Origin of the sequence: Roseibium denhamense (genome assembly GCF_009711415.1) — a bacterium.
In the GTDB taxonomy this organism is placed as follows: domain Bacteria; phylum Pseudomonadota; class Alphaproteobacteria; order Rhizobiales; family Stappiaceae; genus Roseibium; species Roseibium denhamense.
On record NZ_SMLZ01000110.1, the window covers coordinates 113633 to 129241 of the forward strand.

The window sequence follows — 15609 nt, forward strand, 5'->3', positions numbered from 1 at the left end:
GGCCAACGCCTGGCAGATGACAGGAGACGCGCACACATGCTGAAATCCATTGCAAAGGCTACCCTCCTCGCCGCAGCCCTTTCGCTGCCCTTATCCATGAGCGCCACTAAAGCCGAGGAAAAAACGGACTTTAAAGTCTGCTGGTCGATCTATGTCGGCTGGATGCCCTGGGGCTACCTCCAGGACAGCGGCATCATGAAGAAATGGGCGGACAAATACGGCATCGATGTCGAGATCGTACAGATCAACGACTATGTGGAATCCATCAACCAGTACACGGCCGGCGAATATGACGGCTGCTCCATGACAAATATGGACGCCCTGTCCATTCCCGCAGGTGGCGGGGTCGACACGACTGCGCTTATCGTCGGCGACTATTCCAACGGGAATGACGGCATCATCCTGAAGGACAAGACCGAACTGGCGGATATCAAAGGCCAGACCGTCAACTTGGTTGAATTGTCCGTTTCCCATTACCTCCTGGCCCGGGCGCTCGACACGGTCGGGTTGAGCGAACGCGACCTGACCGTTGTGAACACGTCCGATGCCGACATGATCGCGGCCTATGCAACACCGGACGTTACGTCGGTCGTGACCTGGAACCCTCTGCTGTCGGAAATCGAGGCGCAGCCGAATGCGACCAAGGTGTTCGACAGTTCGGGTATTCCGGGCGAGATCATCGATATCATGATGGTGAACACCGAGACGCTGGCCGCGAATCCCGATTTCGGCAAAGCGTTGGTTGGTGCCTGGTATGAAGTGATGGGTTTGATGGCATCCGGCGATGCAGACGCATTGACCGAAATGGCAGAGGCATCTGGAACAGATCTCGACGGTTACAATGCCCAGCTGGCGACCACGAAAATGTTCTACACGCCCGCAGATGCGGTCGAATTCACAAAGTCATCCGAACTGCCGACAACCATGAAGTTCGTTGCCGAGTTCCTGTTCGACAAGGGCATTCTTGGCGAAGGAGCGCCGAGCCCGGAGTTTGTCGGGATTTCATTCCCCGACGGGTCGACTTACGGCGACGTCAACAATGTCAAGCTGCGGTTCGACCCGAGTTTCATGGAAATGGCAGCCCAGGGATCGCTCTGACTTCTGCCCTGTGATCAAGGCCCGGCTGAAAAGTGGCCGGGCCGTTCCCAAGCGCTGACCAGCATCGGACCCTCGTCTCCATGCGCATCATCAACCGCAAGCCATCCCGGGTCACGGCCCTCGCCCTAGGGCTCCTGCCATTTCTGGCGACCATTTTGGTCTACGCGATCGCGAGCCACTACCGGCGGCTCGACAATCCCGCAGACAAGCTGCTCCCGTCCCTTGAAAGCATGGGGAATGCCTTCTGGAGGATGGCAGCGGTACCGGACCGGCGATCCGGCGACTTGTTGCTATGGGTCGATACGGCTGACAGCTTATGGCGGCTGGGAAGTGGCATGGCCATTGCCACTCTTCTGGCGCTCACGCTTGGAATTGCGATCGGGTTCATTCCGCATGTCCGCAGCGCTCTTGCACCCTATATCGCGACCTTCTCGCTGATCCCGCCGATTACGATCCTGCCCATCCTGTTCATTACCTTTGGCCTGGGGGAAGCCTCCAAGATCGCGTTGATCGTGGTCGGCACTGCGCCTGTCATGGTGCGTTCAACGGCACAGGCCGTTCTCGACATTCCCCGTGAGATGATCATCAAGGCAGAAACGCTCGGTGCATCCGTCTGGCAGATGATCACCAGACTGGTCCTGCCGCAGGTTTTGCCCAAATTGCTGACAGCCCTGCGGCTCGGGCTGGTACCGGCCTGGATCTTCCTCATCTCCGCCGAAGCGATCGCGTCGACCACAGGGCTCGGCTACCGGATTTTTCTCGTCCGCCGGTACCTCGCGATGGATGTGATCCTACCGTATGTCGTCTGGATTACCCTTCTTGCCTTCCTGCTCGACCGCCTGCTGCTGGCCTTGTCGCGCCGCACCTTCCGCTGGCATCATCTGGGGAGCGATGCCCTATGACCGGCGCTCCCAAACTCTCAGTCCGCGGCCTGACGAAATCCTATGACGGAATGCCAGTGCTGGAACGTGTCGAACTTGATGTAGACACCGGAGCGTTTTGCACGATTGTCGGTGCTTCGGGCTGCGGCAAATCCACGTTTCTCAGAATTCTGCTGTCCCAGGAACATCCAACACGCGGCACCATTTTGCTGGACGGACACCCGCTTCCGGACGAACCCATGCCTGACCGCGGCATCGTTTTCCAAAAATACTCGGTGTTTTCGCATCTGACCGTTGCCGAAAACCTCATTCTGGCCAGCGAATTCGAAAAAGCCCCTCTCTCCGGCCGGTTGTTCGGACGCGCGCGAATGTCCGCGCTGGAGGGTATCGACGACCTTTTGATGAAAATCGGGCTGTGCGCTGCAAAGGACAAATATCCGGCCCAGCTCTCGGGCGGCATGCAGCAGCGCCTCGCCATTGCCCAGGCTCTGATCAAGAAACCCAGCATCCTGCTTTTGGACGAACCATTTGGCGCGCTCGATCCCGGCATCCGGCTCGACATGCACGAGCTGCTTTTAGGCCTTTGGGAAGAGCTTGGAATGACCATCTTCATGGTCACCCACGATATTCATGAGGCCTTCAAGTTGGGCACCCGTTTGCTGGTGTTCGACAAGATCCGCCACGATCCGCAGGCGCCGGAAGCCTATGGTGCAACCATCACATATGACCTGCCGCTCAACGGACAGTCCGGCAAATCCCAGAACCAGCCGGGCGATATTGCGGATGCACTGCGTCCGCCCGTCTTGGCTCAAACTACCATTACCCAAATCAGGTAAAAAGGAACGCCCATGACCATCTTTGGATCAAGTGGACCCACAACACACCATCGGGCTGCAGGTGCAATTTCCCGAAGACCGAAACACCGCCAGCACCACCCCGATTTCGATAAACTGCAGCTGCGTGGCTGGAAAGCGGCCGAGAAGGAAGGCCAATTGCCCTCAGCCGCCTGGGAGAAAGAAAAAGCTTGGGCTCTGAGGATGGGCCTCACCGGTTCGGACAGCCTCACCGACAAATCGATACCGACCTTTGCACGCGGTGAGCTGCCGCACTATGCCGGGATCAACACGTTCTTGAAGGCACCCTACATTGAGGATGTCACGCAGGTGGGGGCCTATGATGCCGCGATTATCGGCATTCCGTTTGATGGTGGGACCACATATCGGCCAGGCACCCGCTTTGGGCCGCAAGGGGTGCGGAAGATCTCCGCGCTTTACACCCCCTATAACTATGAGATGGGCGTCGATCTGCGGGAGCAGATGACGTTGTGCGACGTTGGCGACATTTTCACAATCCCGGCCAACATCGAGAAGACCTTCGACCAGATCACGCGCGCGGTCTCTCATGTGGCCTCATCCGGCGCCCTGCCGATCATGATCGGCGGCGATCATTCCATCGGGTTCCCATGTGTGCGCGGCATCGCGCAATGCACGTCCAAGCGCATCGGCATTGTCCATTTCGACCGGCATATCGACATCCAGGAAAAGGATCTTGATGAGCGCATGCACACCACGCCCTGGTTTCATGCAACGGACCTTGTCAATGTTCCGGCGGTCAATCTGGTGCAGATCGGCATTGGCGGCTGGCAGGTTCCCCGGGAAGGAGTGGAAATCGCCCGCAACAGAAACACCAACATATTCACCATGCGGGATGTGGAGGAAATGGGCCTTGCGGAAACGGCGGCCCGCGCGCTGGAGCTCGCCTGGAAGGACGCGGATGCCGTCTACATATCCTTTGACATTGACAGCGTTGATTGCGGCTTCGTTCCGGGCACCGGCTGGCCGGAACCAGGTGGTTTCTTGCCGCGAGAGGCTCTGGAACTCGTGTCATTGGTTGCCAAGGAAGGCATTTGCGGCCTGGAGGTCGTGGAGGTGTCACCGCCCTACGATTGTTCCGACATCACCGCCTTGCTGGCGACCCGCGTCATTGTCGATGTGCTCGGGACGTTGGTTTCACACGGCAAGATGGGAGCGCACAAGACGATCATAGACAAACCAGTCTCAATACCTGCCGGGCCGGAGGTGCAGTAGCAAAAATGGGCCATAGCCACTCGCACCATCACCACCACCGTCACGGCAGTGACCCTCACCACCCACATGACCACAACCATGCAGGGCCTGACCACCTGCATTCCCATGTGCATGGCGCCTCTGCATCCGAAAGGGCTGAAGAGCTTCAAGCGCTCTCAACCAGCTTCATGGACGGGTTCCGGCAGGCTACCGACAAGACCAGCTACCTGCGCATTGCCGGCATTCCATTTCAAAGGACGGGATCTGATGGACTTACGCAGCATCTGGTCGACGCTCAAATCATCAGCAATTGGCAGATCGGAACGGCTTCTCCGGCCTTCGCCTCCAAAGAGCTTGTTTATATGCCGTTCCCTGGCGCATTGGTGCGGGAGCGTGAAACGATGACATTCACCTTTGTCTCGCGCACCGAGCGCTCGGACATTGATCTCTTGACCCTTTTGGAACCCAGACTTGAAACCGGAGACCCCATGCCATGAACCGAACTGTCCTCACCCTCCTTGCAATATTCGTTTCCGGCAAGGCATTTGCGCATGCCGGAAGCCACGATGAAGTATCCGGTCTAGGCCACGCCATCGCCCACTTTGTCAGCTCACCCTTCCATCTTCTGCTGCTTGCCGCGGCGATCCTTTTGCTGGGGACGCTGTTCGCATGTGGCCGTATGACTTCGCTTCGCCAAAGGCTCTCCGACAAGCGGAAAAAGCACTAAGCGGAGAAGTCTGCTTTGCCATTACCGGCCACCTGCAGATCCCGCCCAGCAAACCGCCGGCCCTCGCGGGCCGTTGTGATCTTCGGGCGCTGGCATGCGTGATAGACCGCCTGGCTTCGCGGGAACCACCGTTGCCCTGCAAGGTTGATACGGCTGGGCAGCGGCATATATGGTTTACTAGGCTGTAGCCTGTAGCATCTTTGCTTTGAGGCTGATGTGCTCATGCAAAGGCGTGAAACGATGGGTTTTTTCAAGCAGGTTCTGGTGCTGTGCGTGCTCGCGAGCCTTGGCGGCGGCGGGTACTGGTACTACGACACGCATATCGCTGGCGCCACCGAAGCCGACAGCCCCCGGGCCCAGCGCGGTGCGCGCACGGTCAAGGTCGAGGCCGTCCCGGCTGAGGAAAAAGCCTTGCCGGTCTTCGCCGAGGCCGTGGGCTCGACCCGTGCGCTCAGAGCAGTCGACATTGTTCCCCTGGCCGAAGGGCGCATCATCGAGATTGATATCGTGCCCGGCGAGGAGGTTGCGGAAGGCGCCGTTCTTGCCCGGCTAGACAATGAAATCGAGCGGGCAACGCTTGCGGAAGCCAAGGCCCGTGTGAATGAGCGCCGCCTCGCCATGGAACGGGCCGAATCCCTCCGGCAAACCAACACGATCAGTCAGGCCAACCTGGAACTGTTGCGTTCGGAACTGGCCATTGCAGGGGCGGAACTCGACCGGGCCCAGCGGCGACTGGCCGACCGGACTATTCGCGCCCCGTTCGGCGGGATCCTGGGGATCAGCTCCATAGATCTTGGCGCGCGCGTGGAAACATCGAACGTGATAACCACACTCGACGACCTTTCCGAAGTCGAGATCGAGTTCCGCCTGCCGGAGACATTCTATGGGCAGATCCGCCAGGATCAGCCGGTCACTGCCACGAGTGCCGCCTTTCCCGGCCGGAACTTCAGCGGAAAGGTTGTGGCAATCGACAGCCGGGTCGACCAGACATCGCGCTCCTTCAGGGTGAGAGCGCGCCTGCCGAACCCGGACAGGGCCCTGCCCGTCGGAATGTTCATGCGCCTTGAAATCGAACTGGCCGTGCGCAGGGCCATCGTCGTGCCCGAAGAATCCCTGCAGGTAGAAGGCGGAAACATCTTCCTTTATGTCGCCAACGGCGAAACGGCCGAACGGCGGACGGTGACCGCCGGCATTCGCCGGAACGGCGAAGTCGAAATTCTGGAGGGCGTTGCCGCCGGTGACCTCATCATCCATCGCGGGATCCAGTCGCTGCGCAACGGCAGCACCATCGAAATCATCGGCGCGCCGCCCGCCAGCTCTGGGGACGGTTCGGCAAGTCCGGAAACGGCGGCTAAGCCGCAACCCGCACGACAAGGCTGAGCGGCCATGCTGTCCGATCTCGCCATCCGCCGTCCCGTTCTCGCCGCGGTTGCCAGTCTTCTCATTATTGTGTTCGGCATCGGGGTTTTGAACTCCCTGCCGGTGCGCGAACTCCCGGACATCGACACCGCGGTGGTCACGATCACGACGACCTACCGCGGCGCGGCCCCGGAGGTCATCGACACGGACATCACGGAGATCATCGAGGGATCGGTGGCCGGTGTTGCCGGGGTGAAAACCATCAGCTCCAGCAGCCGCCGGGGCCGCAGCCGGGTGGTCGTCGAGTTCGAGGTCGGCAACGACATTGATGCGGCGGCGAACGACGTGCGCGATGCGGTGGCACGGGTGCGGGCCGACCTGCCGACCGACACCGACGAGCCGCAAGTGGTCAAGAACGATGCGGATTCCGATCCGGTCATGCGCCTTGCCGTAACGTCAGATCGGCTGAGCGCGGCCGAAATCACCGACTATGTCGACCGCTACATCATCGACCGGCTCGCCACCGTGCCCGGCGTTGCGTCGATCGACACCTATGGCGGTCGGCCCAAGGCTGTCCGGATCTGGCTGGACCGGCGCGCCATGGCCGCGCGCAACCTGACCGTTCTGGACATTGAACAGGCGCTGCGGCGCGCGAACATCGAACTGCCCGCGGGCGAACTGAAATCCGATGCGCGCCAGCTCTCCGTCCGCCTCGACAGCCGCCTGCCGACGGTGGACGCGTTTGCCGATGTGGTGATCGACCGGGTGGCCGGATACCCGATCCGCATCAAGGACGTGGCGACCGTCGTCGCCGGGGTCGCGGAAGACGACACGATTGTGCGGAGCAATGGCCGCACCGCCGTCGGCATGGCCGTCATTCGTCAGAGCCAGTCGAACACCATCGCCATTTCCGAGGCCGTGCGGGCCGAGATTGCCGATCTTGAACCGAACCTGCCCGCCGACATGCAGATCGAGGTCGGATCGGATGATGCGATCTTCGTCGGCGCGTCGATCCGCGAGGTCCTGACCGCGCTCTTCCTGTCGCTTGGCCTGGTCGTGCTGGTCATTCTGGTCTTCCTGCGCTCCTTCAGGGCGACGCTCATCCCGGCCATCACCATTCCGATCGCCCTCATTGGCACCTTCGCCGCCATTGCCGCGCTCGGGTTTTCGCTCAACGTCTTGACCCTGCTGGCGCTGCTTTTGGCCATTGGCCTTGTCGTCGATGATGCCATCGTGGTTCTGGAAAACATCCAGCGGCGCATCGACCGCGGCGAAAGCCCCTTGATGGCCAGCTTCCTGGGGACGTGCCAGGTCACCTTCGCCGTGCTGGCAACCTCCATGACGCTGATTGCGGTGTTCGTGCCGCTGTCCTTCCTGCAAGGACAGGTGGGCCGCCTGTTCGTGGAATTCGGCTTTGTCATGGCCAGCGCCGTGGTCATCTCCACCTTTGTTGCGCTCACCGCCTGTCCTGCCCTCGCCTCACGGGTCCTGACCCCGTCCTCCGGCTCAGCCAGTGGACTGGACGGCAACACCGGAGACGTACCGGAAAACTGGTTCTTGAGAGGGTTCCGCAGCGCCGTGACCCTGGCGGTGCGTATGCCGCTGGTCGTCATCGCGCTGGCGGTAACGGTCGCGGCCCTTGGCGCGATGGTCTATCAGCAGCTGCCGCGCGAACTGACCCCGAGCGAGGACCGCGGCGTCGTGTTCGTGCCCCTGTCCGCCCCGCAGGGCAGCACGGTCACCTTCACCGACCAGGCCGCCCGTCAGGTGGAGCGGATCTCCGAACCGCTCATTGAGTCTGGGGACGTGAAGACCGTATTCACGTTTACGGGGAGCTGGGGCCGGCCGCACCGGGGCTTCATCGTGCTGCGTCTGGCCGATTGGGACGACCGGGACCGCTCGCACCGCGATGTGGTGCGGGCGATGATCCCGAACATGGGCAACATCACCGTGGCCCGCGGCTTTCCGATCACCCCCGCCGGGCTGGGTCTGCGCGGCAGCCGGACGCCGTTGCGGATCGTCGTCAGCGGTCCGGATTTCGACAGCGTGAAGGAATGGGCGGCCATCTTGCTAGAGCGCGGGCAGGAAAACCCGAACCTTCGCAACCTTGAGATGGACTACGAGGAGAACCAGCCGCAGCTCGACATCCAGCTCGACCGGGAACGCGCCGACGACCTTGGCATTTCGGTCGAGACCATCGCCACGACCATGCAGACGCTCCTCGCCTCCCGCGAAGTGACGACCTTCCTCGAACGGGGGCGGGAATACCCGGTGCTCGTTCAGGCAAGTTCCGAAGACCGCGCCTCGCCCAGCGACATCGAGTTCATTTTCCTGCGCGCCGATGATGGCGAAACGCTGGTGCCGCTCAGTGCTCTGGTATCCTTGGAGGTGAAAGCGGCTCCCGCCGAACTGCGCCGTTTCGACCGCCTGCCGTCCATCACCATCGAGGGCGCGGTGGCAGAAGGCTATTCGCTCGGGGATGCGATCACATATATGGAAGACGCGGTGGCCGAGCTGCTGCCCGCCGAAGCCCGCATCAGCCTTGCTGGCCAGTCCCAGCAGTTCCGCGAAACATCGAGCGGGGCTGGTTTCACCTTCGCGCTTGCGCTGCTGATCGTCTTCCTTGTGCTCGCCGCCCAGTTCGAGAGTTTCGTCCATCCGCTGGTGATCATGCTGACCGTGCCGCTTGGGGTCGCAGGCGCGGTGTTCGCTCTGGCGGCCAGCGGTTTGTCGCTCAACATCTACAGTCAGATCGGCATTATCCTGCTGGTCGGGCTAATGGCCAAGAACGGCATCCTGATCGTCGAGTTCGCCAATCAGCTTAGGGACGAGGGCAAGGCCGTCACCCAATCAGCCATCGATGCGGCCGTCTTGCGCCTGCGCCCGATTGTAATGACGGTGATCTCAACGATCCTCGGCGCGATGCCCTTGGTGCTGGCAAGCGGCGCGGGCGCCGAAAGCCGCACGGCCATCGGCACGGTGATTGTCGGCGGGCTGCTGCTGTCGGGGATCCTGACGCTGTTCCTGACACCGGTGCTGTACAGCCTACTGGCCCGCTTCACCAAACCGCGCTCGGCCATCGAACGCCGCCTGGATGCGGAGCTGGGCAACCGCCCAGCCAGTGCAGATGCCCCGCCCGCGGAATAGCGGCCTTGCAAACAAGCCTTTTGCCGCTGACGTTCACCCGGAAGAGCGGCTGCTTGCATGATGAAGGGCTCTTGATCCGGCAAGATGCAAGACGCTGAGCGTAAAAGCAAAGCCCCTCAATTATGCCTGTTCCGAAATCAGGTCACGCCCCATCTGGCTGAACAGTTGGAGATAGTCCAGAAGAACCCAGTTCTCCATGATCTTGCCCCCGGCGCAGCGGTAGAAATCCATGACGCGCAGGGTCAGGGCCTTGTTAGTGGCCGGAACCCCGAGGTAATCGCCTTTGTGAGTCATTGTCATGGATGGCCAGCCGCTGACTGCCGCATAATTTCCATCACCAATCCGGCAATAGTGGTTGCCCCCGACACGGTCCGGGAAAGCGGTCAGAAAGGCAGCGCGGTGGTCTTTTTCAAATCCGCTCCACCGGTAATTGGAGCCGATTCCGCCAGGTCCATACCAGAGCATGTCGTCATGCCAGTATCCATCCTTACCCGTCTGGCCTTTCGAGGTGAAAGTCTCCGGATCGAATGCCTTAAGGTCGGCGAGCATGGCCTCACAGAGGTCCAGCGTTTTTTCGCCGTCCCCCTGCATCTCCGGCAAAACCCCGTCATGGGTCGCAGGCCCTGGAAAGAGCATCTCGGTGCCGAGCATCTGCGGCAGCGGGAAGCGCCCCGCCTGCCGCATGAGATCGAGCAGGTCGATGATGATTTTCGCTTCTGATATGCGGCCGTCCGGCTCAATCCGGTAGAATTCGCCCGAGCGCAGGAAAACAAGGTGGTTTGACGGCTGGATCCCGAAAAGCGGCTTTTCGAAGTTTCCGGCGTAGTGCGTCACACTCGCCACCCAATGGCCGCCTGGCTCCCGCCGGTTCGGGCCTCCGATAAAGATTTCGTCCCGCCGCCGCACATGCGCCAGGGCTTGCCTCATGGGCGCGTAAAACCCCTCCCGGACGGCGTCCCGCCCCTCCAGGCGATTGACCGGATGGGCAACGTCAAACACCACATCCTCCTGTAAATGGTCTTTGAAAAGCGCCCCTTGGCGGTCTTCGTCCACATGCCAGAGCGTGTTCAGGAACGTGTGGGGGGCGTTTCGGAAATCAGTCATGGGATTCTCGGTGTTTCTATAAATGGGAGAATTGCAGAACGCGCCTGGAGATGAATTTTGCATTCGTATGCAAAAAAGCATTGCCAAAGTCTTATCCGTGTGTCTACCTATTTTGCATAGGAATGCAAAATTACGGCGGCGAACGATCTGGGAGGGGCGTTGTGGCTGAAATTCAGCTCAAAAACGTATCAAAACGCTGGGGCAGCTTTATCGGTGTCGACAACTTCGACCTGACCATCGCCGACCGCGAATTTCTAGTGCTTCTCGGCCCGTCTGGCTGCGGCAAGACGACAACCATGCGGATGATCGCAGGGCTGGAAGAGGCGACCGGCGGCGAGATCATCATCGGCGATCAGGTTGTGAACGACCTTGAGCCGAAGGACCGCGACATCGCCATGGTGTTCCAGTCCTATGGCCTTTATCCCAACATGAATGTCTATGAGAACATCCGTTTCCCATTGAAAGTGCGCAAGGTCGATCCGGCCACGCATGACGAGCGGGTGATGCGCGCCGCGGACATGGTGGAACTGCGGGAGTTCTTGCACCGGAAACCGGCCGAGTTGTCCGGTGGCCAGCGTCAGCGCGTGGCCCTTGCCCGGGCAATCGTGCGCGAGCCGAATGTCTTTCTCATGGACGAGCCGCTATCCAACCTGGACGCCAAGCTCCGGGTATCGACCCGCGCGCAGATCAAGAACCTTCAACACGAACTGAAGGTCACCACCATTTACGTGACCCATGACCAGATCGAGGCGATGACCCTTGCCGACCGGGTGGTTGTGATGCAACGCGGTGTGATTCAACAGGTGGGTTCACCAACCGAAATCTACGACCGGCCAGCAAACACGTTCGTTGCCGCGTTCATCGGCTCTCCCGCCATGAACCTAATGGAAGGCACGCTCAGCGGCGGTGTGTTTACCAGCGATCATGTCCGCATTGCCGGATTGACCGGTCCGGACGGCCCCATCACGCTTGGCTTCCGTGCGGAAGATGCAGCGGTCGCTCACGACTCCACGGACACCGAAATCAGCGCGCCCGTCTACACCATGGAGCTTTTGGGCGACGCAACCATGATTACGGTCAAGGCCGGTGGGGCTCTCGTCTCCGTCAAGGCCAACAAGGATTACCGCATTGAGATCGACGAGACCGTCGGCCTGCATATCCCGGCAGAGATTTGCCATCTGTTTCATCACGAGACCGGCGCCCGTCTAGACGGATAAGCCAGTCCGCCCCGGCCGGAAACCGGCCCAACCATCCAGAGTGGCGCCATGAGGCGCTGAAACAATGGGAGCGACCCAATGTTAATGAGGAAGGCAGCGCTTGCGGGCGCAATCACACTGATGACCGGCACATTGCTGTCGAGCGCGGCTTTCGCCGAGTGCGGAATTGAAAACGGGCGCGTCAGCATCATCGGCAATGAATTCCCGGCCATCCAGACCGTCGGCGCCGGCGCTGCCGAGTGCGCTTCCGACACCGTGGAAGTGAAGTCCAACCTGACAGCAGATCATCAGAAGCTGAATGTCGCGGGTATGAGCGGTGATCCGGCGGAATACACCACCGCCATCATCGCCAATTCCTCGATTGTGGCGCTGTTGAACGAAGACCTGATCCGTCCGCTTGATGATCTGGTGGCAGAACATGGAGACGGTCTGTCGCAAAACCAGCTGATCACGATCAACGGCAAGGTGATGGCCGTTGCCTTCATGGCCAACGCCCAACACCTTGTCTACCGGAAGGACATTCTGGACCAGATTGGCGCGGAACCGCCGAAGACCTATGAGGAAATGCTGGAGATTGCCCAGAAGATCCGGGATGAAGGCATCCTGCAAAATCCAGTGGGCGGGGCCTACGCGGCTGGCTGGAACCTGGCCCAGGAATTCAACAACATGTTCCTTGGCTTTGGCGGCGAGTTCTTCAAGCCAGGCACGGCTGAGCCGAATGTCAACTCCGAAGCCGGCGTCAAGGCACTGGAGATGATGAAGGCGCTGAGCGCGTACATGAACCCGGATTTCCTCACCCATGATTCCAATGCAACGAATGCCGAGTTCCGTGCCGGCAATGTTGCGCTTATGAACATGTGGGGCTCCCGCGCTGCGACCCTGACGTCCGCGGACGGCGTGCCGCAGGAAGTCGTCGACGGCTTTGCGATTGCCGGCCCGATGACCGTGGGCGGTGGTGACACGGCTGCGTCCACCCTTTGGTGGGATGGCTGGACTGTTTCCAAGAACATCAGCGACGAAGACGCGGAAGCGACCTTCATTGCCATGAAAAACGCAATCGATCCGTCCATCGTTCAGGATCCTGAGGTTGCACTGCAGGCGGTCTGGCTGCTTGAAGGCTATGAGCCGACCCCGGCCGCAACAGGTGTTTTCGCAGCCGCAAACATGAAGACGATCCCCTACCCGACCTTCCCATATATGGGTCTGATGCACACAGCGCTCGGAGCCGAGCTGACCGACTTCATGCAAGGCAAGGAAAGCGCGGAGCAAGCCTTGAAGGACGTTGAAGCAGCCTACACTGCTGCTGCCAAGGAAAAGGGCTTTCTCTAAGCCCTGCCGTCCGGACTTTTGGCAAGACTGGTGCGCCCTGGCCAAGGGCGCACCCACCTATCCCTCTCGCGTATGATCGGGCTTTGCCATGAAGCACAGAACCTTCTTCTGGTTCTTCCTGCCGACCGCGCTTGCAATGCTGATTTTCATTGCTGCGCCTATCGTCTCGGTGGTGATGCAATCGCTATTCGTTCCCCACGAAGCCGTTTTAATCGAAACGGAAAACTGCGGACCGTTCGGATGTACAACGAGCATTGTCATCGACCAGGAAGCAACGGAACAACTGCGCGAAGAGCGGCCGCTCGGCCGGTTTGCCGGTCTTGAAATCTACTTCGACCGCGGGCACCTGGCAGTCGCGGAAATCGGGGAAGCCTGGCAGACCAGCGAAAGCATCGGCGAATTCCTGGGCGAACTCGGCGACCTGCCGTTCTACCGGGCCATGGCATTCACCCTCTCCTACACCTTTATCGTGACCCCGCTCCTGATCATCCTGGGGTTCGTGATTGCGCTAGCGGTCAACTCGCTCAACCGGCGCATCAAAGGCCTGGTGATCTTCTTTTCGCTTCTGCCGATGATCGTTACGCCGCTGATTGGCTCCTTGATCCTCTTCTGGATGATCGACAGCCGGGGGATTATCGGGGAGTTGATCCAATATCTGGCCGGTGATCCTGACCTGTCCTTGAAGGCCTCAACACCGCTCATGTGGATGGCACTGATGGTTTATGGTGTCTGGCACAGTGCGCCGTTTGCGTTCGTCGTCTTCTATGCAGGGCTTCAGACCGTTCCCCAAGACACTCTGGAGAGCGCCCAGATCGATGGCGCATCCAGATGGGAGCAGGTCCGCTATGTCATCCTGCCGCATTTGATGCCGCTGGTGACATTCGTTGCGCTCATTCAGCTGATGGACAATTTCCGGGTCTTTGAGCCAATCGTTGGCTTCAACGCGTCTGCCCACGCGACATCGCTCTCCTGGATCATCTTCAACGACCTTGGCGGTGAGACCAATCAGCTGTCGGCTGCGGCAACCACGTCGGTGCTGACCATTATCGGTGTTGCGATCCTGTTGTCGCCGGTTCTTGTGCGCACATGGCGCGACTTCAGAGGAAAGGCGTGAAATCATGGCTGCCGCTGCCCAAAGAAAACCGGTTTCCCTCAAGGTTGCCTCGCTGGTCTTTATCGTTATCTGGCTTATGGTCGCCGCCTTCCCGTTCTTCTGGACACTTTGGGGATCGTTCAAGGTCGAGCTCGACTTCTTTTCCATCGCGGATTGGACCAACGCTCTCACGGGCGACCTCACCAAGGAGACGTATGGCCGCCCGTTCACCGGCGCTGGCTACTATGGGGCCTGGGTTCAGGAAGAGTTCTGGCGCGCGGCGCTGAACACCTTCATCGTGTGCTTTTTTGTCGTCGTGACGTCTCTGACCATCGGAACACTCGGCGGCTATGCGCTGAGCCGCTCAGGGCACAATTACGTCTTCTGGCTTTTGATTGCCGCGCTCATCTTCCGCGCCATGCCGCCGATCACCCTGGTTTCGGGTTATCTGCCGCCGTTCTTCCAGTGGAACCTCTGGGGCTACCTGCCCACGGCGATCATCGTCCTGGTCGCGATCAATCAACCCTTCACACTTTGGATGCTGCATTCCTTCTTCCAGAAGATCCCGAAGGACCTTGACGAAAGCGCAAAAGTCGACGGCTGCACCCAGTTTCAGGCCTTCCGGTTTGTCATCATTCCGGTCATGTGGCCGGGCGTGATCACCACCGGCCTGTTCAGTTTCCTGCTCGCTTACAATGACTTTGCCGTCACGGCGATGCTGCTGAACGAACAGAACCGGACAATGGTGCCCAAGATCGCTGCGTTCCTGGGGACCACCTACACCGAAGGCAATGTGATGTTTGCCGTGGCTGCCGTGGTTTCCGCAACGGTTCCGCTGTTCCTGCTGGTGATGGTGTTCCAGCGCCAGATCGTGTCCGGCCTGACGGCTGGCGCCGTGAAGGGATAACGCAGATGCCAGCAATCAACGCCCAATTGATAGGTGACACATGAGAGGGTCCCGACCCGAACAAGCGGTTTTGAGCCGTGACACGGACATGAGCAAAACCGACGCAACCCGGCAGGTCATTGAAAGCATGGTCGACGGGCTCAATGACCACCGCATTGGTGATATCGGCGAGTTCTTCGCCGACGGCTTCCGATGGATGGGCAATACCGGCTGCGGCACAAAAACCGGGCTCAAGGAGTTTCAGGACAATTGGCAAAAGCCGTTCCAAGCCGCCTTTTCCGACAAAGTCTGCGTGGATGAAGCCCGTCTGTACATGGGCGAATGGGCAGCTGCATTCGGGCGGCAGGAAGCCACCCATTCGGGTGAGTTCATGGGCGTGGCCCCAACCGGAAAGCGGATTGAAATCAGATATATGGACTTCTGGAAAGTCGTCGACGGGAAGATTGTCGACAATTGGGTCATGGTTGATTTCCCGCATGTGCTGGCGCAGCTCGGCAAGGATGTATTTGGCGGCGAAGGCTGGGAGAGTTTTGATCGTGGCGACCGGATACCACCAGCCCCTGAACAGGCGGCCTGATCGTTGTTCGGCGCAAGCACCCCATCCAGAGAAATGGCCTTGATAGTTGTGCATACGTATGCAAATTGAAGAAAAAACCATCGCGCCCGATCAATGTGGAGGCT

At 59.9% G+C, this 15609-nt stretch carries 14 protein-coding genes; 13 read left to right on the forward strand and 1 reads right to left on the reverse strand.

Going from position 1 to position 15609, the window contains the following annotated elements; translation table 11 throughout:
• The first annotated feature begins 36 nt into the window (after positions 1 to 36).
• The 8 genes from E1180_RS13870 (at position 37) to E1180_RS13905 (ending at position 9278) form a co-directional block, all read left to right on the forward strand.
• On the forward strand, positions 37 to 1098 hold the full coding sequence (locus E1180_RS13870; protein WP_155191812.1) for a putative urea ABC transporter substrate-binding protein: 1062 nt from the start codon (positions 37 to 39) through the stop codon (positions 1096 to 1098).
• Between the two features lie 80 nt (positions 1099 to 1178).
• Positions 1179 to 2000 (forward strand): ABC transporter permease, encoded by an 822-nt coding sequence (locus E1180_RS13875; protein ID WP_155191813.1) that lies wholly within the window; start codon positions 1179 to 1181, stop codon positions 1998 to 2000.
• Positions 1997 to 2815, forward strand: coding sequence for an ATP-binding cassette domain-containing protein (locus tag E1180_RS13880; protein WP_155191814.1), 819 nt, complete (start codon positions 1997 to 1999; stop codon positions 2813 to 2815). Before E1180_RS13875 ends, E1180_RS13880 begins: the two co-directional genes overlap by 4 nt.
• Before the next feature lie 12 nt (positions 2816 to 2827).
• Positions 2828 to 4066, forward strand: coding sequence for an agmatinase family protein (locus tag E1180_RS13885; protein ID WP_155191815.1), 1239 nt, complete (start codon positions 2828 to 2830; stop codon positions 4064 to 4066).
• 5 nt (positions 4067 to 4071) lie between these two features.
• On the forward strand, positions 4072 to 4542 hold the full coding sequence (locus E1180_RS13890; RefSeq protein WP_196220596.1) for a hypothetical protein: 471 nt from the start codon (positions 4072 to 4074) through the stop codon (positions 4540 to 4542).
• Positions 4539 to 4772, forward strand: coding sequence for a hypothetical protein (locus E1180_RS13895; protein WP_155191816.1), 234 nt, complete (start codon positions 4539 to 4541; stop codon positions 4770 to 4772). The genes E1180_RS13890 and E1180_RS13895 overlap by 4 nt, the downstream gene beginning before the upstream one ends.
• A gap of 240 nt (positions 4773 to 5012) precedes the next feature.
• Positions 5013 to 6152: an efflux RND transporter periplasmic adaptor subunit gene (locus tag E1180_RS13900; protein WP_155191817.1), complete on the forward strand. Its 1140-nt coding sequence runs from the start codon at positions 5013 to 5015 to the stop codon at positions 6150 to 6152.
• A gap of 6 nt (positions 6153 to 6158) precedes the next feature.
• Positions 6159 to 9278, forward strand: coding sequence for an efflux RND transporter permease subunit (locus E1180_RS13905; protein ID WP_155191818.1), 3120 nt, complete (start codon positions 6159 to 6161; stop codon positions 9276 to 9278).
• A 120-nt stretch (positions 9279 to 9398) separates the two neighbouring features.
• Here the strand turns inward: E1180_RS13905 and E1180_RS13910 are convergent, their stop codons facing one another.
• Positions 9399 to 10382, reverse strand: a complete 984-nt coding sequence (locus E1180_RS13910; RefSeq protein ID WP_155191819.1) for a nuclear transport factor 2 family protein — start codon at positions 10380 to 10382, stop codon at positions 9399 to 9401.
• A 161-nt stretch (positions 10383 to 10543) separates the two neighbouring features.
• Here E1180_RS13910 and E1180_RS13915 point away from each other — a divergent pair, with 161 nt between their 5' ends.
• The 5 genes from E1180_RS13915 to E1180_RS13935 all read left to right on the forward strand — a co-directional run bounded on the left by E1180_RS13915 (position 10544) and on the right by E1180_RS13935 (position 15505).
• Positions 10544 to 11599, forward strand: a complete 1056-nt coding sequence (locus E1180_RS13915; RefSeq protein WP_283404377.1) for an ABC transporter ATP-binding protein — start codon at positions 10544 to 10546, stop codon at positions 11597 to 11599.
• 78 nt (positions 11600 to 11677) lie between these two features.
• Positions 11678 to 12928, forward strand: coding sequence for an ABC transporter substrate-binding protein (locus E1180_RS13920; protein ID WP_155191821.1), 1251 nt, complete (start codon positions 11678 to 11680; stop codon positions 12926 to 12928).
• Positions 12929 to 13016: 88 nt separating this feature from the next.
• Positions 13017 to 14042 carry a carbohydrate ABC transporter permease gene (locus E1180_RS13925; RefSeq protein WP_155191822.1) on the forward strand — a complete coding sequence of 342 codons (1026 nt, stop codon included), beginning with the start codon at positions 13017 to 13019 and terminating at the stop codon, positions 14040 to 14042.
• 4 nt (positions 14043 to 14046) lie between these two features.
• Positions 14047 to 14928 (forward strand): carbohydrate ABC transporter permease, encoded by an 882-nt coding sequence (locus E1180_RS13930; protein ID WP_155191823.1) that lies wholly within the window; start codon positions 14047 to 14049, stop codon positions 14926 to 14928.
• An 88-nt stretch (positions 14929 to 15016) separates the two neighbouring features.
• On the forward strand, positions 15017 to 15505 hold the full coding sequence (locus E1180_RS13935; protein WP_208997137.1) for an ester cyclase: 489 nt from the start codon (positions 15017 to 15019) through the stop codon (positions 15503 to 15505).
• Positions 15506 to 15609: the final 104 nt, after the last annotated feature.